20 protein-coding genes, 1 tRNA gene and 1 riboswitch are annotated in these 19772 nt (G+C 63.6%); of the genes, 13 read left to right on the top strand and 8 right to left on the bottom strand.

Annotated features, from left to right (window positions below; all coding sequences use genetic code 11):
- Positions 1 to 4: 4 nt before the first annotated feature.
- Positions 5 to 406, bottom strand: coding sequence for a YkvA family protein (locus tag V7651_RS06410; protein ID WP_051624723.1), 402 nt, complete (start codon positions 404 to 406; stop codon positions 5 to 7).
- A gap of 65 nt (positions 407 to 471) precedes the next feature.
- On the opposite strand from V7651_RS06410, the gene V7651_RS06405 reads away from it, so the two are divergent.
- On the top strand, positions 472 to 1251 hold the full coding sequence (locus V7651_RS06405) for an SDR family NAD(P)-dependent oxidoreductase (RefSeq protein WP_335612638.1): 780 nt from the start codon (positions 472 to 474) through the stop codon (positions 1249 to 1251).
- Positions 1252 to 1401: 150 nt separating this feature from the next.
- Here the strand turns inward: V7651_RS06405 and V7651_RS06400 are convergent, their stop codons facing one another.
- Both V7651_RS06400 and V7651_RS06395 read right to left on the bottom strand, forming a co-directional pair.
- Complete coding sequence (locus V7651_RS06400; protein ID WP_335612637.1) at positions 1402 to 2163, bottom strand: vWA domain-containing protein; 762 nt, start codon at positions 2161 to 2163, stop codon at positions 1402 to 1404.
- A 155-nt stretch (positions 2164 to 2318) separates the two neighbouring features.
- Positions 2319 to 3209: an acyl-CoA desaturase gene (locus tag V7651_RS06395; RefSeq protein ID WP_335591088.1), complete on the bottom strand. Its 891-nt coding sequence runs from the start codon at positions 3207 to 3209 to the stop codon at positions 2319 to 2321.
- 174 nt (positions 3210 to 3383) lie between these two features.
- On the opposite strand from V7651_RS06395, the gene V7651_RS06390 reads away from it, so the two are divergent.
- Positions 3384 to 4550, top strand: coding sequence for a hypothetical protein (locus V7651_RS06390; protein WP_335612636.1), 1167 nt, complete (start codon positions 3384 to 3386; stop codon positions 4548 to 4550).
- Here the strand turns inward: V7651_RS06390 and V7651_RS06385 are convergent.
- Both V7651_RS06385 and V7651_RS06380 read right to left on the bottom strand, forming a co-directional pair.
- Complete coding sequence (locus V7651_RS06385) at positions 4547 to 5131, bottom strand: exopolysaccharide biosynthesis protein (protein ID WP_335612635.1); 585 nt, start codon at positions 5129 to 5131, stop codon at positions 4547 to 4549. The genes V7651_RS06390 and V7651_RS06385 overlap by 4 nt on opposite strands.
- Before the next feature lie 84 nt (positions 5132 to 5215).
- A complete protein-coding gene (locus tag V7651_RS06380) occupies positions 5216 to 6685 on the bottom strand; it encodes an AMP-binding protein (RefSeq protein WP_335612634.1) in 1470 nt (489 codons plus the stop codon).
- Between the two features lie 166 nt (positions 6686 to 6851).
- Between V7651_RS06380 and cobT the strand changes: the two genes are divergently transcribed.
- The 11 genes from cobT to cobD all read left to right on the top strand — a co-directional run bounded on the left by cobT (position 6852) and on the right by cobD (position 18009).
- The gene (cobT, locus tag V7651_RS06375; protein WP_335612633.1) at positions 6852 to 7865 is read left to right on the top strand and encodes a nicotinate-nucleotide--dimethylbenzimidazole phosphoribosyltransferase; all 1014 of its coding nucleotides are present in this window, start codon (positions 6852 to 6854) and stop codon (positions 7863 to 7865) included.
- Positions 7862 to 8620, top strand: coding sequence for an adenosylcobinamide-GDP ribazoletransferase (gene cobS / locus V7651_RS06370; RefSeq protein WP_335612632.1), 759 nt, complete (start codon positions 7862 to 7864; stop codon positions 8618 to 8620). Before cobT ends, cobS begins: the two co-directional genes overlap by 4 nt.
- Entirely contained in the window at positions 8611 to 9150 is a 540-nt protein-coding gene (gene cobC / locus V7651_RS06365) for an alpha-ribazole phosphatase (RefSeq protein ID WP_335612631.1), read from the top strand. Before cobS ends, cobC begins: the two co-directional genes overlap by 10 nt.
- Positions 9147 to 9749, top strand: a complete 603-nt coding sequence (gene cobO / locus V7651_RS06360; protein ID WP_335612630.1) for a cob(I)yrinic acid a,c-diamide adenosyltransferase — start codon at positions 9147 to 9149, stop codon at positions 9747 to 9749. Before cobC ends, cobO begins: the two co-directional genes overlap by 4 nt.
- 54 nt (positions 9750 to 9803) lie before the next feature.
- Positions 9804 to 9995, top strand: a riboswitch (cobalamin riboswitch).
- 165 nt (positions 9996 to 10160) lie between these two features.
- Positions 10161 to 12008 (top strand): TonB-dependent receptor plug domain-containing protein, encoded by a 1848-nt coding sequence (locus tag V7651_RS06355; RefSeq protein ID WP_335612629.1) that lies wholly within the window; start codon positions 10161 to 10163, stop codon positions 12006 to 12008.
- 10 nt (positions 12009 to 12018) lie between these two features.
- Entirely contained in the window at positions 12019 to 12846 is an 828-nt protein-coding gene (locus tag V7651_RS06350; RefSeq protein ID WP_335591096.1) for an ABC transporter substrate-binding protein, read from the top strand.
- Complete coding sequence (locus V7651_RS06345; RefSeq protein ID WP_335612628.1) at positions 12843 to 13835, top strand: FecCD family ABC transporter permease; 993 nt, start codon at positions 12843 to 12845, stop codon at positions 13833 to 13835. Before V7651_RS06350 ends, V7651_RS06345 begins: the two co-directional genes overlap by 4 nt.
- Entirely contained in the window at positions 13828 to 14589 is a 762-nt protein-coding gene (locus tag V7651_RS06340) for an ABC transporter ATP-binding protein (RefSeq protein WP_335612627.1), read from the top strand. The genes V7651_RS06345 and V7651_RS06340 overlap by 8 nt, the downstream gene beginning before the upstream one ends.
- On the top strand, positions 14586 to 16073 hold the full coding sequence (locus tag V7651_RS06335) for a cobyric acid synthase (protein ID WP_335612626.1): 1488 nt from the start codon (positions 14586 to 14588) through the stop codon (positions 16071 to 16073). Before V7651_RS06340 ends, V7651_RS06335 begins: the two co-directional genes overlap by 4 nt.
- Positions 16070 to 17020, top strand: coding sequence for an adenosylcobinamide-phosphate synthase CbiB (gene cbiB / locus V7651_RS06330; protein WP_335612625.1), 951 nt, complete (start codon positions 16070 to 16072; stop codon positions 17018 to 17020). The genes V7651_RS06335 and cbiB overlap by 4 nt, the downstream gene beginning before the upstream one ends.
- Positions 17017 to 18009 (top strand): threonine-phosphate decarboxylase CobD, encoded by a 993-nt coding sequence (cobD, locus tag V7651_RS06325; protein ID WP_335612624.1) that lies wholly within the window; start codon positions 17017 to 17019, stop codon positions 18007 to 18009. The genes cbiB and cobD overlap by 4 nt, the downstream gene beginning before the upstream one ends.
- Here cobD and cobU read toward each other — a convergent pair.
- The 3 genes from cobU to V7651_RS06310 all read right to left on the bottom strand — a co-directional run bounded on the left by cobU (position 17999) and on the right by V7651_RS06310 (position 19730).
- Positions 17999 to 18502, bottom strand: a complete 504-nt coding sequence (gene cobU / locus V7651_RS06320; RefSeq protein WP_335612623.1) for a bifunctional adenosylcobinamide kinase/adenosylcobinamide-phosphate guanylyltransferase — start codon at positions 18500 to 18502, stop codon at positions 17999 to 18001. The genes cobD and cobU overlap by 11 nt on opposite strands.
- Before the next feature lie 64 nt (positions 18503 to 18566).
- Complete coding sequence (locus V7651_RS06315; RefSeq protein ID WP_335612622.1) at positions 18567 to 19445, bottom strand: hypothetical protein; 879 nt, start codon at positions 19443 to 19445, stop codon at positions 18567 to 18569.
- 208 nt (positions 19446 to 19653) lie between these two features.
- A tRNA-Arg gene (locus tag V7651_RS06310) sits at positions 19654 to 19730 on the bottom strand.
- Between the last annotated feature and the right edge of the window lie 42 nt (positions 19731 to 19772).

The raw sequence follows: 19772 nt of genomic DNA, 5'->3' as shown, positions 1-19772 counted from the left end.
GGGCTTAGTCGGCGTGCTTGATCGGTTCCGGCAGGCGCAGCACGCGCCGGGCCGCCTTCCGGTGGCTTTCCGTCACATACATGCCCACCACGCTCAGCGCTGTCGCCAGCACGGTCGCATCATCGGTAAAGCCAAGGCCCACGATCACATCGGGCAGCGCGTCGGCGGGCATAACGAAATAGGCCACAGCCGCAAAGAGGATAGCTTTCGCTTTCATCGGTGTGAGTGGGTCGCGCGCGGCATAATAGGCCGCTACGAGGTCGTCAGCGAATGGCACACGGCTGATAACGCGCATGACCTTGGGCAGGACGCCGCGCGCGAGGCGCTCATTCCGCTCTATGGTCTTCGGCAGATAAGTGCCGTTACGGCCCCTTACGGTATTTATAATTTCCGCTGCGTCAGTCATTGCGTACTCCTCAGACCATTATAGACACATCCGCGTCCGACGAAAACCAGGGAGGGCAGTGCCCCATGAAACTCGACTCATCCATTTCCGCCGTCATTACCGGCGGTGCCTCCGGCCTCGGTGCCGCAACCGCTACGAAACTCGCCTCCTATGGCGTCAAGGTCGCCCTGTTCGACCTGAACGCTGAAAAAGGCGAAGCCCTTGCAAAAGAGCTTGGCGGTGTCTTCTGCAATGTCAACGTTACAGACGATGCTTCGGTTGATGCCGGCTTCGAAAAATCGCGCGCCGCCATCGGCCAGGAACGCATCCTCATCAACTGCGCCGGCACCGGCAACGCCATCAAGACAGCCAGCCGCGACAAGAACACCGGCGACATCAGCCACTTCCCGCTCGACAAGTTCAACATGATCATCCAGATCAACCTGGTCGGCACGTTCCGCTGCATCGCGAAATCTGCTGCCGGCATGATGACGCTCGACCCGATCGACGGCGAGCGCGGCGCGATCGTCAACACCGCTTCGGTTGCAGCTGAAGATGGCCAGATCGGCCAGGCTGCCTATTCCGCTTCCAAGGGCGGCGTTGTCGGCATGACCCTGCCAATCGCCCGCGACCTCAGCCGTGAATTCATTCGCGTCAACACGATCCTGCCGGGCATCTTCAACACGCCGCTTCTGGCCGCTGCGCCAGAGCCTGTGAAGCAAGCCCTCGGCGCACAGGTTCCGCACCCTGCCCGTCTCGGCAATCCGGAAGAATATGCATCGCTGGCCACCGAAATGTGCCGCAACGCCTATTTCAACGGCGAAGACGTCCGCCTCGACGGCGCCATCCGCATGGCCCCGCGCTGAGCCACTCGGCACGGCAATGAACAAGGCCCGTCCGGAGCGATCCGGGCGGGCTTTTCTTTTACACCAATATCAAAAAGCCCGCTCGGGCATGAGCGGGCTTTCCTCATCAGGGCAGCTGAACGGGAAGCTGTAACCGCCCCGAACTTGTCCTTACTGGCCCTTGCGTTGCTTCACGCCTTCTTCGTCGGCGGCGGCGCGATCAGCGTCGTCAAAGGTGATCTCGGCTTCTTCGCCCTTGCCATAGGCGCGGGACTTCTTGGCGAGGGCCGACATCGAGTCCTGCATCCGGCCCTGGCCGACAGCCATTGTCTTGGAGGCGCTCATGCCAACCGCATCCGCATCACCGAAGCTCGCAAACTCCGCACCGAGGAAGACGACTTCCCAGCCATTGGCCTTGGCCCGGTCCAGCGCCGCCTTGGCACCGTCGCGGGTAATTTCCTTCGATGAATTCTCATAGCCGTCGGTCATGATCACGATCACGGCCTTCTCCGGCTTGTCGGCTTCGGCCAGCGAGATGACGCGGCCGATGGCATCGAACAGCGGGGTCATGCCGCGTGGATTGGCTTCGTCATTGGTGACGTTGGTCCATTTCTCGGCGGGCACTTGCTTGCGCAGCACGTCGAACTGGAGCGATTCCTGATAGTCGAACACGGCGAGCGTAACAGCAGTCTTGATATCCTTGCCCTCGATCTCGCCTTCATCGGCCTCGCCGACGCTCTTGGCATAGGCGTTCACCGAGCCAAGCGCTTCGTCCCAGATGCCGCTCATCGAGCCCGTCCGGTCAAGGAGGATATAGGAGTGAACCGACTCGCCTGAGGCGGCGGGTTTCGGTGCCGGCGCCTTGGCGGCGGCGGGCAGGACCATGGCGAGGCTGATACCGGTCATGGCAAGTGTAATGAGCGTGGATTTCATAGGGGCGTCCCTTCCCTGTTGCATTGGCTCCCCAGCCTTGTTGAGAGACAACATTAACAAAGATTAGGGCGCACCTGTGGCCAAGCTGCGTTCATGCCAAGAAAAAGCCCGCCTTTTAAGGGGCGGGCTTGTTCATCTGCCGTTCACGGAAGGGCTCAGGCGAATTGCGGCGCGATCTTCAGATTCTTGACCCAGCCGATCTTCTCGAAGGCCAGCAAGATTGTGCCATTATAGTCGACAATCCGGTTCCACACGCCTTTGCGGGGACGGTGCAGCGCGCTGATTGGGGCATCATGGTGATGGTCGTGGAAGGCTTCGCCGCCCGTCAGCAGCGCCATCAAATGATCTGCCCAGATCGGCGTCTTGAGGTGGCCCAGCACGTTGATGCCATAGACCGTGGCATGGAACTGGATGGCGCGGCCGATCACGACGCTGGCGTGGATCAGCGCGGTCAGCACCAGCGATCCGCCGCTCGCCCAGACGATCAGGTAGATCGCCGCCGGAATGAACAGGTGCACGACAAGGCTGATCTCATTGTAGAAACGGTCCATCCACACGATGACCGGCTGGCCTTTCAGCCACATGGCAATCGGACGGTCGGTGTCTTTCTTGTCGCGCCACAGGATCCAGCCAACCCAGGCCCAGCGCTTGGACTCAAACGGGTTGTGCGGGTCGCCCGGGCCATCGGCAAAGCGGTGGTGCTGCGAGTGATAGTTCACCCAGTCCTTCACATTGCCCTGCATGGCGATGATCAGGTTCAGCATGGTCAGGAACTGCGCGGGTGCCTTCAGCTCGCCGGCCCGGTGCTGGAGAATACGGTGCAACGGGCCGATGCCCGCATTGCATATGAACACAGAGAACGCGATCACACCAAAGGCCAGCGGCAGGTACCACCAGTGAAAGGTCAGCTCGCTTACTGCAAAGCCAAGCACCACCATCGTGATGAACAGGCCAAGGCCGAGGGCCGGATAACCGAAAGCCGAGAAGAAGCTGGGAATATCGAACGTCTTCCAACTCTTCGGAATGGCCAGCGAGCGAGGTATCATGGGCGTGGTCTCCAATCGGCCAGCAGGCCGTATTTGCTTTCTGCAAGCCATTCTCAGGCAGGTCCAATTAACACATACTTAAGACCCCGCGCCAGCGTCTACAGGCTTAAATTGTCAGCCCTGACGGACCTGTGATCAAAGGGGTGACGCCGCGCGCCGGATTCGGATAAATGCATGGCAGCGGGAACGTGCGGGGAAGTGAGCGACATGCAGGAAGAACGCCGCCTGAAGGCGATCGAGCGCCTCGTCTCGCTCGGCATCGACCCGGAAGCGAGTCAGGACGAGACCACGCTTGCAATCCCTTGCTCCTTGTCAGGCGATTGCAAGGATGCCGGCGACCCGACGCTCCGCATCAATTTCCAGGAAGGTTCGTTCAAGTGCACGAGCTGCCTTGAGCACGGGGACCTCGACGATCTGGTCATCGCCTTCGAGTCCAGCGGCGTGCCGTCTACCGCCGTTGTCCGCAACGCCGAATTCCATGAAGTGACCAGGGCCGAACCGCACGCAACCAAGACCGCCCTCACACCGCGCCTCAAACCGCTCCCGGAACCACCCTTGAAGCCGCAGAGAACGGTCACGGAAGCCCCTCCCCGCCCCCACCGAAACCTCGGCGAACGCATCATTATCACCCTGCTCGCCCTCGTCTTCCTCGGCGCAGGCCTCAGCGCGGCGGCCCTGTCCGGCTTTGCCAATTACCAGGCCTTTTCCAGCTCCGTGACAGACCCGCTACAGGCCGGAATCTGGGGCTGGACGGGCGTTATCGCCGCAGTGATCTCGTTCGGCGGCTTCACCTTCTTCTACTGGCACACGGCCAACAAGCGCATGAGGGAAGGCGTCCGCGCCCTCCTCTTCGCCCTTGCCGGCGCCGGCACCAGCATCCTCGGCACGCAGATGTACATTGCGGCCAACAATCAGGCCTCACAGGCCGAGGTGACCACCGCCGGATCGAACCGGGCCCTTCTGGAACAGCAGCTGGCCGACTGGCGCGTACAGCTCTCCGGCATTCCCCCGGAAACGCGGTCGGTCGAGGGGCTTGAAGCCTATATTTCGGAAGTGGAACGCGTCGGCCGCACCGAGCAGAAACCTTATCGCGACGCCCAGAACGAACTCGGCCTTGCCCGCCGCCGGGACGACCTCCAGTCAAAGATCGAAGCGGCCAATGCAGAACTGCTCGGCCAAGGCAGCGGTGACATCCTGATCGAGACACAGGCCCGCGCGTCCATACCGAGCTGGTTCTTCGCGGCAATGCTGGAACTCTTCTCAAGCCAGGGTACAAGTATCGGCCTGGTTGCCCTGCTCATACTCTATACGCGCCGCCATGATGCGCCCGCAGTCGACTAGGCCAGAAACGCCACGCCCACGACGCCGAACGCCGCGAGGCTTAGGCCCAGCGCCAGCAGCATCAGCAGCCCATCGCGGGCAAAAATGGCGAGGCCGATCATTGTGATCGCCAGTCCGGGCACAGCAACCGCAAACGGCACCATTTCCAGCGGGATCAATGTCAGGCCCAGCATCATCACCACGCCTGCAGCAATCTGGCGCGCCGGCTGGCTGATGGCCCATGACAGCCGGTGAGTTACCCAGGAATCGATTTCCTGCAAAACACCCTTCGCCTTCTCGTCAGCCTTGCGGACCTTCTTTTTGGAAACTGACAGCTTCTCGACCGTCTCAGGCACCCAGACATGCGTGCTGCCGACCATCATCTGGAAAGCAAACAGCACGAGAACCATGCCGATGACCAATGGCAGGCCCGGTATCGCGCCAAGAGGGGGCAGAACGATCAGGAGGCCGAGAATCGTGAAGATCGGCCCGAACGTGCGATCTTCCCAGAGGTCGAGGAGGTCTCCGAAAGAGACTTTGTCACCCGGCGCTTCGTCGGCGGCTGTCTTCAGGACATTTTGGAGCGGATGATTATTGGCCATGCTCCTCCTACGCCTTCATGACGCAGACCGTTCCTTTTTTATTTCTCGCCTTTAGAGAGAATTTCTCTATCGCACCCAGCATACTTAATTTGCCGATTGCAACTGGCCAAGCCGGTCCTCGCGCAAGGCCTTTCGGCGCACCTTTCCGGCATCATCGCGCAGTGGCTCGCGCACCCATTCGACCGAGCGCGGAATCTTGTAGCGCACAAGGCGATCCGCCAGATGCGCCATCAGCGCGGCCTCGTCCGGTTCACCTTCCGGAAAATCGACAATTGCGTGCAGCAGCGCGCCAAGGTCTTCGTCCGGCAGGCCGATCACGGCAGACGAGCGAACACCTGGAAAGGCGTCCAGCGCGGCTTCCACTTCAGCGGGGTAAATATTGGCCCCGCCCGAGAGGACCATGTCCGACAGGCGATCCGACAAATAAAGGAACCCGTCTGAATCCATCCAGCCCATGTCGCCCAGGCTTTCCCAGCCGCCTTCGATGATCTTGGCTTCCGCGCCGAGATATTCATAGGTCGTTCCCGGCCCGGCCAGTGGCCGCATATAGACCTCGCCCACTTCACCGGCGGGCAGCGTTTGGCCGTCTTCGCTGACGATCTTCATTTCGCACGTCTCTACCGGCCGGCCAACCGAACCGCGATGGTTCAGCCAGTCCGTGCCCTGTATCGTGGTGGACCCCTGCCCTTCCGTGCCGCCATAGAGTTCCCAGATCACTTCGGCGCCCAGCCACTCGATAAAAGCTTCCTTCAGCCAGGCCGGGCATGGCGCCGCGAGGTGCCAGATCGTTTTCAGGCTGGAAAGGTCATACCTGTTGCGCACCTCCTCCGGCAGCGCCCAGATGCGGCGCATCATGGTCGGCACGAAATAGGCGATGTCGACGCCCGTCGTCTGGATGCGCTCCAGCACCTGTTCGGCGTCAAAACGGGTGGTGATGACCACGGTGCAGCCCTTGAACAGGGCAATGAACGCCCAGAGGAAGGGCCCATTGTGATAGAGCGGTCCCGGGATTAGCATCGTGCCCTGTTGCCGGATTTCGAGATAGTCCATCTCCGGGTCCCAGGCCGCCGGCATCTTGGACACGATCAGCTTCGGCCGCCCTGTCGAGCCGCCGGACGTCATCGCCTTGATCGAACTCGCCGTCCGCTCTGGCAGCGGCGCGTCCGACAGGGACGCATCCGGCTCAAAGCCCTTGGTCAGGCATGGCACGGGCGCATATTCCCCCGCCTCGACGCCAACAACCAACGTCGGCTGGCCGAGTTCGATGATCTGGTCGCGCTCGAATTTCGGCAGCTTGGCCGAGATCGGCTGCGGCGTGGCGCCCGCCTTCCAGACGGCAAGACAGGCTTCCATGAACTCGCAGCCATTGGGCAGTGCAATCGTCACGAAATCATCCGGTTTGACACCCATCGCCTCATAGGCCCGCGCGAGCCGGTTGGTGCGGGCGTCAAGCTCGGCCCAGGTGCGCGTATCGCCAAGATGGTCGAGCGCAACCCGGTCCGGCTGGATAGCGGCCCAGTGCGCCACAATGCGTGAAAGGGAGATGATTGCCATGGGTTTCCTGCCTTGAAGTCTGTTGTTCACGGGGGCGCATACAGTGTGCGCCGCCTCGCTTCAGCCAAACGTGCCACATCCATCGGAAGGCGTCATCAGGAACCTCAAGCCGTAGCAAAATCAACAGTGCCACTATCCAAGGCGCGCGCATTTGCTATCAGGCGGCATGATCACCCAAGACGCCGACTTCACCGCCGCCCTGCAGCACGCCATCGACACGAAGACCAAACCGGTCGGTTCGCTCGGCCGCATGGAAGCGCTCGCCGCCCGGATTGCCCGCATTCAGGGAACGCTGAAACCCACCGCCGAAACCTGCCAGCTGACCATTTTTGCCGCCGATCATGGCATGGCGACGGCCGGCGTCTCTTCCTATCCGCAGGATGTGACGCGCCAGATGGTGGCGAACTTCCTGAGTGGTGGCGCCGCAGCGAACGTGTTCGCCCGCAGCCTTGGCGCCGACATCCGCATCGTTGACAGCGGCGTGGCGGGCGAGCCGATTGCGCATCCGGATCTGGTCTCCCGCCGCATCGCGGCTGGCACGGCGAATGCGCTCGAAGGCCCTGCCATGACCGAGGCGGCGATGGGCGCAGCGATCGCCACAGGCCGCGCGCTCGGCTCGGAAAAAACACATGACGTCGCCTGTTTCGGCGAGATGGGCATCGGCAACACGTCCGCCTCCAGTCTTGTTGCCGCCAAACTGCTTGGCCTGCCGGTGGAAGAGATCACCGGGCGCGGCACAGGCCTCAATGATGCAGGCCTTGCCCGCAAGCGACAGCTGCTCAGCGCCGCAGCGGCCCGCACCGAGGCGCGCCTCACCGCACGGGTCGCGCTGATGGAATATGGCGGCTTCGAAATCGCCATGATGGCCGGCGCCATGATGGGCGCCGCACAGGCCGGGACAATCGTCATCGTCGACGGCTTCATCGCCAGCGTCGCCGCTCTCTGCGCCCGCGACCTGATGCCTGAAGCAGCGGGCGCCTTCGTCTATGCGCACCGCTCTGCCGAGGCCGGCCATGCCCGCGTCCTCGACGCGCTGGACGCCGAGCCACTGCTCGACCTTGGCATGCGCCTTGGCGAAGGCACCGGCGCCCTGCTCGCCTGGCCTCTGGTGAAAGCCGCCGCCGCCATGCTGCGCGAGATGGCGAGCTTTGACAGCGCAGGCGTCAGCGGCCCTGCATGAAGAACCAGATCGCGTCATTCCTGCTGGCGATCCAGTTCCTGACGCGCCTGCCCGTGCCGGGCTGGTTCACCTATAGCGAAGCACGCATGACCGCGTCTGCCGCCTATTACCCGCTCGTCGGTGTGATGGTCGGCGCCCTCTGCAGCGCCGTGTTCTGGAGCGTCTCCCTGCTCTTCCCGCCGCTTGTCAGCGTGCTAATCGCCAACACCGCCAGCCTGCTCCTCACCGGCGCCTTCCATGAGGATGGCCTCGCTGACACGTTCGATGGCATCGGCGGTGGGCACACACGCGACGCCGCGCTGGAGATCATGCGCGACAGCCGCCTCGGCACCTATGGCACGGCGGCCCTTGTCGCCGCCCTTGCGCTGAAGACTGCAACCCTTACCGCCCTGCCCGCGCACATGCTGCTCTTTGCCTTCCCCGCAGCGCATGGCCTGTCGCGCCTGTCGAGCGTCCTCACGATTGCCACCAGCCGCTATGTTCGCACTGCGGGCACAGGCAAGCCGGTCGCCCAAGGCCTCTCCCTGCCAAGCCTGCTGATCGCTTCTGTCACGGGCGTCGCCATCTGCCTCGCATGGATCTATCTGCTGCCCGCAGCGCCCTTGCTGTTTGGCCTCATCGGCCTCGCCACTGGCCATGTCGCCATGCGCGCCTTCTTCGAATTCAAGCTGAAGGGCTATACCGGCGACACACTCGGCGCGGTGCAGCAGGTAAGCGAGATCGGCTTCTATCTCGGACTGCTCGCATGGCTCTGACCCTTCTGCGCCACACCACGCCCGCCATCGCGTCCGGCATCTGCTACGGCATGACCGATCTCGATGTGGCGGAGACGTTTGCGGCGGAAGCGCGCGACGTGGTGGCCGCACTCCCACCACCGGACCGTATCGCCACAAGCCCGCTCAAACGCTGCCGCCTGCTGGCCGAGCATATTGGCGAGGCGATGAACCTGCCGGTCACCATAGACGAACGCCTGCGAGAAATGGATTTCGGCACATGGGAAGGCCTCCCTTGGTCCGACATCCCGCGCGCCGAACTCGACCAATGGGCGGCCGACTTCCTGCATGCCCGCCCCCATGGTGGCGAGAGCGTAACCATGCTGACCGCGCGCGTTCAGGCAGCACTGGCCGAATGGGACGATAACCAAAGCCATGGCTTGATTGTCACCCATGCGGGCGTCATCAAGGCCGCGCTGGCCAGTGAGGCAACCGCCCAAGGCTACAACGCAAATATCGGCTTCGGCCGCTTCGTCACTGTCCCACACCCCTTCCGAGGAATCTCTGCATGACCACTGACCCGACGCACACGGAAAAGATGAAGGCCCTGCAGACCGAGCAGAAGAAGAAAACATCCGAAGCCCGCGATCCGGGCCGCGGCCTCATCCTCGTCCACACGGGCAATGGCAAGGGCAAGTCCAGCTCGGCTTTCGGCGTCATCATCCGGGCCCTTGGCTGGGGCCAGAAAGTGGGCGTCGTCCAGTTCATCAAGGGCAAGTGGATCACCGGCGAGCGCCAGTTCTTCGCGAAGTTCGCCGATCAGGTGACCTGGCACACAATGGGCGAAGGCTTCACCTGGGATACGCAGGACAAGGACCGCGACATTGCCGCCGCCGAAGCCGCCTTTTCCCGCGCCTGCGAGATGATGAGCAGCGGTGACTATGACCTGATCGTCCTCGACGAGATCAATATCGCGCTGCGCTATGATTATCTCGACGTGCAGGCCGTGATTGATGGCCTCAAGGCCCGATCCGAGCGCACCAGCGTCATCCTGACGGGCCGCGATGCCAAGCCGGAACTCATGGATTACGCCGATCTGGTCAGCGAAATGACCGAAGTGAAGCACCCGTTCAAGGCGGGCATCAAGGCCCAGCGCGGCCTCGATTTCTGATCCCGCCACAGCGTCCTGCAGCGCGCATTTCTGTTGACAGCGTTTCGCGCTTGCAGCAACAGACGCAGCAGATGGTGCTCCCCTAACCGGGGGCTAAGAGGGAAGCCGGTTTAAATCCGGCGCTGTACCCGCAACTGTCAGCCAGGAGCTGATGGCCAAACTTGCCACTGGGGCTTTTGCCCTGGGAAGGCCGGCCTGAAGTGATGATCGGTGAGCCAGGAGACCTGCCATCGCGTCGTTCGTCCGAGAACCGGGGAAAGTTCTCAGTGGGCGGGAAGGCTAAACGCCAGTCCTTTGTGACGACAATCGTAAAATTTGGTCTGGCCGCCCGGCTGCGTTTCGCAGTGGGCCAGCATGTCGTTGTGAAATGTACCCTCCTCGCGGGCGGCAAGGGTGCAGAGGAATGCTAATATGTCTTTCAAGACTGCCCTTCTGGGCATGACCATCCTTGCTATGGCTGCGCCAGCCCTGGCCCAGACAATTGATACCGAAGAAACCAAGCTCGACACCGTGATCGTCTCTGGCTCACGTCTCGACCAGACGGCGACGGAAGTCGGCTCCAGCGTGTCGATCATCAGCGCCGAGACCATCGATAAGCTCGGCTTCGATTTTGCCCTTGATGCGATTGCCTCCGCGCCCGGCGTCACCATCAACCAGAGCGGCAGCTTTGGCGGCAACGCAACTGTCCGCATCCGCGGCGCTTCCAGCGACCAGACGCTTGTCCTGATGGACGGCGTGCCGATCAATGATCCATCCGGCACAGGCGGCGGCTACAATTTCGCCTATCTCGACACAGAGAACATCGAACGCATTGAAGTGCTCAAGGGCCCGCAATCCACGCTCTGGGGCAGCGACGCGATTGGCGGCGTGGTCGCCATTACCACCAAGCGTCCGGAAGACGGCCTCGGCGGCAGCGCGTTCGGCGAATACGGCTCGTTCAACACGTTCCGCGGCGGCGCATCCATTGGCGGTGCCAATGACACCGGCGACTTCCGCATCGCCGCCACCGGCATCACTACGGACGGCATCTCCAAGGCCGACGAAGCCAATGGCAATACCGAGGATGACGGCTACGACTCCACCACGCTGTCGGCCCGCGGCGGCCTGAACCTGCCCAGCAAGATGCGCCTCGATGGCACGCTGCTCTACAGCGAGGCCACCAGCGAGTATGACAGCTATTCCGGCGGCGCGCAGGGCAGCACAGCCGATGGCGACGAGTCGACGGAGTCAGATTCGCTCTCGGGCAATCTCTCCCTAAAAGTGCCGCTATTCGATGACAGGCTCGAAAACCTGTTCGTGGTCGGCTATTCCGACATCACCCGCAAGAACTTCACCGACGGCGCACAAAGCTATTTGGCCGAAGGCGACCGGGCGGTCTATCGCTACCAGGGAACGTTCACCGTCAACCCGGCCAACAAGCTGGCCTTTGGCGCTGAACGCGAAGAAACGACGGCCAATGATTCCGATTCGACGATTGATGGCCTGTTTGCGCTCTATGAGTACAAACCGGTTGAAAAGCTGACCCTCACGGGCGGCGTGCGCGTCGATGATACCGACACGTTCGGATCCAAAACCACAGGCCGGGTCGCAGCTGCATACAGCGCAACCGACCAGGTCCTGCTACGCGCAAGCTGGGGACAGGGCTTCAAGGCGCCCTCCATCTTCCAGTCGACCTATGTCTGCTCGTTCTGCGGCCTGACAGAACCCAATGCCAACCTGAAACCGGAAACCTCCGAAGCCTATGATCTGGGCGTCGAATGGAATTCTCTGGATGGCCGCGCACAGGCTGGCGTCACTGTCTTCCATCAGGAAACGGAGAACATGATCGATTTCTCCTACACCGCCGGATACGACAATATCGCCTTCGTTGAGTCGCAGGGGGTGGAACTCACGGGCGGCTACCAGTTCACCAACTGGCTCGGCGTCTCGGCGAACTACGCCTATATCGACGCTGAAGACGGCAACGGCAATGCCCTCGTCCGCATGCCGGAACATAGCGGTGACGTCACGGTCTCGCTCGACCCTGAAGGCCCGCTCTCCGGCGCCGTCCTCGTCCGCTACAATGGCGAAGAGCCCAACTCCTCCGGCGGCATGCTGGACAGCTGGACCCGCGTTGACCTGACAGGCCGCTATGACCTGACAGACAGTGTCGAGCTCTTCGCACGCATCGAGAACCTTTTCGACGAGCAGTATCAGGAAGTCCTCGGCTACGGCACACCCGGCCTTTCCGGTAGTGTCGGCCTGAGACTGCGTTACTAGAGGAAGCAGCGTGTCGAGACTGATGATCCTTTTCCTGGCCGGGCTGCTGGCCGCCTGCGGTGGTCCTCCCACACCGCCTGCGGCCGATACGGCACGCCCGGTCCGGATCGTCAGTCTCGACTATTGCGCCGACCAGTACGTCCTTGAATTCGCAGACCGCGACCGCATCCTCGCCATCTCGCCCAATGCGGACAAAGACTTTTCCTACATGCGCGATGCCGCCCAAGGCATTCGCACCGTCCGTCCGATTGCAGAAGACGTGATCCTGCTGAAGCCGGATCTCGTCGTACGCTCCTATGGCGGCGGACCTGACGCGACGCAATTCTTCGAGCGCGCCGGCATCCCGGTTCTTGACGTCGGCTGGGCCGGCGACCTGCCGGGCGTCCTCGCCAATGTCCAGCGCATCGCCGACGGCCTCGGCGAACACGATCGCGGCGCCGCCCTGGTCGCGCAAACGCAGGCCCGGCTCGACCACCTCGCCCAGCGCAGCAGCGGCAAGTCCGCGCTCTACATGACGCCCGCCGGCGTCACCAGCGGCCCCGGCTCCCTCGTGCACGAAATGATCCTTGCCGCCGGCCTCGAGAATTTCCAGCAACAGCCCGGCTGGCGCTCCCTCCCCCTCGAACGCCTCGCCTATGAAGCGCCGGACGTGATCGCCGCCGCCTTCTTCGGCGCCCGCACCAATCATCCCGATGCCTGGAGCCCGATGAACCATCCCGTTGCCCGTGCCCAGCTGGCCGACCACCCCGTCGTTTCGCTTGAGGGCGCGTGGACCTCCTGCAATGGCTGGTTCCTGATCGACGCCATCGAAGCGCTGGCCGAAGGGAGCGACACATGAAACCGAATGTCTGGCTCCTCCCCGCGCTGGTCGCCGCATCGCTGCTCGCCCTCTTTGCCGCCTGCCTGCTTGGCTCGACGCCCATGTCGCCGGAGCGTGTGCTGGCGGCCTTCTTCGGTGGCGGCGACGCAGGCGACCGGCTCGTGATCTGGCAGATCCGCCTGCCCCGCGCCCTCGCCGCCTACATGGTCGGCGCCTCACTCGGCATCAGCGGCGCCGCGTTGCAGGGCCTGCTTCGCAACCCGCTGGCCGAGCCGGGCGTGCTCGGCGTTTCGGCCACAGCCTCGCTCGCAGCCACCTTCTCGCTCTATTACGGCCTGGTCGCGCTCTCGCCCTGGATCCTGCCCCTCTCGGCCATCCTTGGCGCGCTGGCGGCCACGGGCCTCATCACGCTCGCCGCCATCCGCACACGCTCCGTGGTCACGCTGATCCTCATCGGCGTCGGCCTTTCCAGCTTTGCCGGCGCCGCCATGAGCCTCCTCATGAACCTCGCGCCCAATCCCTTCTCGCTCGCCGACATGATCAACTGGATGCTCGGCTCGGTCGCCAATCGCAGCTTCCGCGAGATCGGCCTTGCCGCCCCCTTCATCCTTGTCGGAGCCGCCATCCTCCTCGCCTCCCGGCGCGGCCTCTCGGCCCTCACACTCGGTGAGGAAGCCGCCAGCGGCGTGGGCCTGAACCTCCGCGCCCAGCGCATCCTCACTGTCCTCGGCGCCGGGCTGGCGACAGGCGGCTCGGTCGCCCTCGCAGGCGCCATCGGCTTTGTCGGCATCGTCGCCCCGCACGTGATCCGTCCCTTTGTCGGGCATGACCCCGCACGTTCCCTCGTGCCGTCCGCCATGTTCGCGGGCCTCATCCTCGTGCTGGCCGATATTGGCGTGCGCATCATCCCGACCTCCAACGAGCTGAAGCTCGGCGTCGTCGCCGCCCTCATCGGCGCGCCCGCCTTCGTCTGGATTGCGATACAGAGGCGGACCGGCAATGACTGATCTCACCGTCACCGACCTGACCGTCAAGGCGGGCCGCAACACGCTCGTGGAAGGCGCCGGCTTCTCGCTTGTGCCCGGTGAACTCGTCGCACTGCTCGGCCCCAATGGCGCAGGCAAGACCAGCCTTCTGCGCGCCGCGCTCGGCCTTGAGAGACGTGACGCAGGTATGGCCTCCCTCAACGGCGATGATTGCGCCAGGCTGTCGCCGATGGAACGCGCCCGCCGCGTCGCCTACCTGCCCCAGCAGCGCCCCCTCGCCTGGCCCAATGCCGTGCGCGATGTCGTCGCCCTCGGCCGCTATGCCTATGGCGCAGCGCCCGGACGCCTCAGCCAGCCGGACGCCGACGCCGTCGATCGCGCCATGGAAACGTGCGACCTGGCCGCCCTCGCCCACCGCTCCGCCGACACATTGTCCGGCGGCGAGCTTGCCCGCGTCCACTGCGCGCGCGCCTTTGCCGCAGAGGCGCCGCTGCTTGTCGCGGACGAACCCGTCGCTGCGCTGGACCCCCGCCACCAGTTCCGCATCATGGACATCATCCAGTCCTATGTCGCGCGCGGCGGCGGCGCCCTTGTCGTGCTGCACGACATATCGCTTGCGGCGCGCTATGCCAGCCGCCTCATCTGGATGAAGGATGGCCGCATCGTGGCCGACGGCCCGCCCGCCGAAACCCTCACCGCCGAGCGCCTCGCCGAAATCTATGGCGTCCGTGCCCGCGTCCATGGCACGCTGGTCCATATCGAGGGCGCCGCATGACGGCACGCGCGCTCATGCTGCAAGGCACGGGATCGGATGTCGGCAAGTCCGTCCTCACCGCCGCCCTCTGCCGCATTGCCCGCCGACGCGGTCTCAGCGTTGCGCCCTTCAAGCCACAGAACATGTCCAACAATGCGGCCGCCTGCCCCGGCGGTGGCGAGATCGGCCGGGCGCAGGCGCTGCAGGCCCTCGCCGCAGGCATTGCGCCGCATACGGATTTCAACCCCGTCCTGCTGAAACCCGAGACAGACCGCAAGTCGCAGATCGTGGTCCACGGCAAGGCCGTCCAGACAGTCGACGCGGCCTATTACATGTCCAATCGCGACCGATTGATGGGCGCAGTGATGGAAAGCTTTGACCGGCTCACCAACCAATATGACCTCGTTCTCGTCGAAGGCGCGGGCAGCCCCGCCGAGATCAATCTGCGCGAGCGCGACATTGCCAATATGGGCTTCGCCCGCCGCGCCGGGGTGCCCGTCTGCCTGATTGGCGACATCGAACGCGGCGGCGTCATCGCCAGTCTTGTCGGCACGAAGACCGTCATTGACCCGGCGGACGCCGACATGATTCGCGGTTTTCTGGTCAACAAGTTTCGCGGTGACATCCGCCTCTTCGATGACGGCGTCACCGGCATTGAGCAGCGCACCGGCTGGCCCTGTTTCGGCGTCATTCCCTGGCTCCCGGCCATCACGCAGCTTCCCGCAGAAGATGCCGTCATCCTTGACGAACCCGTGCCCCGCTCCGGCAAGGGCCTGCGCATTGCGGCGCCCATGCTGTCGCGCATCGCCAATTTCGATGATGCCGACCCGCTGCGCATCGAACCCGATGTGGACTTCCATTGGGTCACGCCCGGCCGCCCCATTCCCCGCGACACCGACGTGGTCATCCTGTTCGGCACCAAGTCCACGCTCGGCGACCTTGCCTTCCTGCGTGCGCAGGGCTGGGATCATGACATTCACGCCCACGTCCGCAATGGCGGCCGCCTGCTCGGCATTTGCGGCGGCTACCAGATGATCGGTAAACGGATCATTGATCCGCAAGGTGTCGACGGTCTGCCCGGCGAAGCCGAAGGCCTCGGCCTGCTTGATGTCGAGACACACATGATTGCCGACAAGCAGGTCAATGAGGCGCGCGGCCAGTGCGCCCTGAGCGGCGCGCCCGTCGCCGGTTACGAAATCCATGCCGGCATTACGCAAGGCCCGGCCACAGACCGGCCCATGTTCACCCTCGACAACAAGCCCGAAGGCGCCCGTAGCCCGAACGGGCGCATTGAGGGCACCTACCTGCACGGCGCCTTTGCGCAGGACAATTTCCGTCGCAGCTGGATAACCCGCTCCGGCGGACGGGGCGATTTCGCGCTCAATTATGATGGCGAAGTGGATCGGGCGCTGGATGCACTGGCCGATGGCGTCGAAGCCGCCGTTGATGTTGACAGTCTGCTCGCCGAGGCGCGCGCACCCGGCTGGCGCCCCAGTTTGGTATGAGCGCGGCGGCCCTGATGCTGGCAGCCTGGGCGGTCGAAGCGCTGCTTGGCTGGCCGCAATGGCTCTACCGCCTGATCCGGCACCCCGTCGTCTGGCTCGGCACCGGGATCAGCTGGCTCGAACGCGCCTTCAATGAGCCTTCATGGCCCCACGCCGCACGCTATGTGGCGGGCGCCCTGTCATCCCTGTTCGCCATCTCCGCCACCACAGCGCTCGCCTTTGCCATCTCGCGCGCCCTGCCCGACACGATCCTCGGCTGGACAATCGAGGCCCTGCTCGCCTCCAGCCTCATCGCTTCGCGCAGCCTCTACACACATGTCGCTGCCGTCGCGCGCCCACTCTCCGCCTATGACCTCGCAGGTGCCCGCACCGCCGTCTCGCAAATCGTCGGCCGCGACCCCGCCCAGCTGGACGAGCCCGGTGTTGCCCGCGCCGCCCTCGAAAGCCTCGCCGAGAACGCGTCTGACGGCGTTACCGCCCCCCTCTTCTGGGGCGCCCTGTTTGGCCTGCCGGGCCTTGCCGCCTACAAGGCCGTGAACACGCTCGACTCCATGATCGGCCATCGCACTGATCGCTACGCCGCCTTTGGAGGCTTCGCCGCCCGGCTGGACGATGTGGCCAATCTCGTCCCTGCACGCCTGACGGGTCTTGCCTTTGCAGCCATGTCCGGCAGCACATCTGCCCTGCGCACCATGCTGCGCGATGCAAGCCATCACCGCTCCCCCAACGCCGGCTGGCCCGAAGCCGCCATGGCCGGCGCCCTCGGCATTCGCCTCTCCGGCCCGCGCCTCTATGGCGACCGCGTAAGCGACGAGCCATGGCTCAACGCCGCCGCGCCCGATCCGACCCCCGACACACTCAAGCGCGGCCTCCGTCTCTATCTCCGTGCGATGGTCTTGCTCGCCCTGCTGCTCGCCGCAGCCGCATTGGCAAGGAGCCTCGCATGAATGACGACCTCCTCCACGGCGGCGCGCTGGACCATATGCAGACCGCCTACCCGAACGCGCCGACGCCATGGGTCGACCTCTCCACCGGCATCAACCCCTGGCCCTACCCCGTCGGCGCCCTCCCGCCTTCAGCTTGGCAACACCTGCCCACCGAGGCCGCCCTGCAGGCCTGCCGCGCCGCCATGGCCCACGCCATCGGCGCGCCCGAAGCCGCCCTCCTGCTCGCTCCCGGCAGCGAACTGCTGATCCGTCTCCTGCCCACCGTGATCGCGCCCCGCACCGTTGCCCTCCTCTCGCCCACCTATGGCGATCATGCGCGCGCATGGCGGGCGAGCGGCGCCGACGTGATCGAAACGGCCGATCCACTCGCCTTTGCTGGCAAAGTCGACGCTCTGGTCCTTTGTAACCCCAACAATCCCACGGGAATGGTCCACGAACGGTCACAACTTGGTCAGGCTCTGACCCGCCAGGCGGCCCGCAATGGCTGGCTAATCGTCGACGAAGCCTATGCCGACCTCTGCCCGGCCCTCAGTCTCACCCCCCTCGCCGGCGCCAGAAACCTCATCATCCTGCGCTCCTTCGGCAAGTTCTACGGCCTCGCCGGCCTCCGCCTCGGCGCCCTGCTGGGCCCGCCCGCGCTGCTCGACTCCCTATCCCACCGCCTCGGCGTCTGGCCCGTTTCTGGCCCGGCGCTCGCTATTGGCAAGCAGGCCTATGCCGACCTTGCTTGGCAGGCCGAAACACGCAACCAGCTTGCCGCCGCCCGTCGCCGTCTCGATAAAATCCTTTTGGATTCAGGTCTCTGGCTGGTCGGCGGGACAGACCTCTTCCGCCTTGTAAAGACAGAGAAAGCCCAGCAACTCTGGCACCGGCTCGCCGAGGCAGGCATCTATGTCCGCCGGTTCGACTATGCGCCCGATCTCCTCCGCATCGGCCTGCCTTCAGACGCCGCCGCCGAACACCGCCTCGCCGCCGCGCTCAGCCTTTAAGGCGCAATGGCAGGCCCGCCGCGACGAATTCCACCACATCACACACCGCCGCCACGCGCTGATTCAGCCGCCCCTGCGCATCCCTGAACGCCCGCCCCAGCACCGTCTCCGGCACAAGGCCAAGACCCACCTCGTTCGACACAAGGATCACCTCGCCCTCGAAGCGCCCGAGACAGGCGCACAGCGCTCGGGTCTCCGCCTCCACGTCTCGCTCATGATGCATGAGATTGGACAGCCACAGCGTCAGGCAATCGACCAGCACGACGGGCGCATCTGCAGCTTCCATTGCAGCTACAAGGTCCAGCGGTGTCTCCACCGTGCGCCAGCCCGCGCCGCGATCAGCCTTGTGGCGCGCGATCCGCGCTTCCATTTCCACGTCCAGCGCTTCGGCTGTGGCGATATAAACACGGGTCTCCCCCGCCGCCTCCGCCAGCGCCTGCGCCCGCGCACTCTTGCCCGAACGCGCCCCTCCCAGAATGAATGTCGCTGTCATGAGGGGGCTCTAGCCCAGAGAGGGCTGCAGCTCCAGTGTGCAGATTGGAAAGCGGAACCCGCAATTATTTCGACGTCACGTCAGGCACGTTATCTCGAACGCGGACGACAGCGCCAACGGCGCTCAAAACAAATGACGCCAAAAAAGGATGTCCGAAAACATTCCCATCGAACTGCCACGGTTCCCCCTCATGGGAATAACCAAACGCCATGAAAAAGACATTTGGGAGAAAGATGCTCACAAACATTGTTGAGGCCTGAAAAGGTGTAACGACAATAACACCGATGCAGACAAGTGTGAGTCGACGCAGGTTTTGACCCACATTTATGCGTCGAAGGCCCCACATCGCCAGACCGCCAAATATCGCCATGCTGATTGCCCAGACCGCCGTCCACCACCCAGCTGCGGCCAGCATGTTGATGATCTTCACGCGACCGTTCTCCTTCTCGTCGGTGGGCGGCGGAGGAGATATGACAATGACCTGGTAGCCATGCTGACGGAGAACGGCGAGAGTATCATCATAGACCTGGAGGGCTTGCGGGCTGAACCCGCCCGCCCTGAAATCGGTGATATTGATCTCGATATAGGGAATTTGGACGCCATCGACCGGCCATGAATCCGCGTCCGATGATGTCGGAACAGCGATAATTTCGCCGTGGACGTCTGACTCCACCGGTTCGGATTGATGCCGCCAGAAACTGATCGTGTGGGACATGCGCAAGCGAAACTCGCTGGACAGGCTATCTAGCATGTCACTCGTCCAGCCTTCCGTCGCTGGCTGCGTTTCAAATCCCAGCCGGTTCAGCTCGTGCTGGATTTCAACCGAAGCCGTGTCCAGATCGGATACTGACTGAAACTCCACGCCCAGCTTGGCAGTCGGTGCGACATAGCTCACACCGCAGCCCGAAATCGCCAATACCACAAGGAACGCAAGCCATTTCATGGCCTCCCCCTCCCTTGGTCATCCATGACAGTTCGAAAGTCCGAAAATAGATGCCGTTGTGAGCGTCACCTTCGCACCCGCTTGGGTCAACTGCGCAAATTGTCCGAATGACTGCGGGACCAGGCAGTCAGGTCAGTCGAACCCGATAGCAATGATGAGCCCGAAGATGTGAAAGGACATTAAATGCCTATCACCCTATAGGAGAAAATGGTGCACCCGGAGCGATTCGAACGCCCGACCCCCAGATTCGTAGTCTGGTGCTCTATCCAGCTGAGCTACGGGTGCCCCCATAAGGAAGGCGGACACATACAGGCAGGTTTCGCAGCT

The organism is Hyphomonas oceanitis, from assembly GCF_036964545.1.
GTDB classification, from domain to species: Bacteria; Pseudomonadota; Alphaproteobacteria; order Caulobacterales; family Hyphomonadaceae; genus Hyphomonas; species Hyphomonas oceanitis.
Note: the sequence above shows the minus strand (reverse complement) of the source record. Positions and strands in the feature narration are given on the sequence as shown.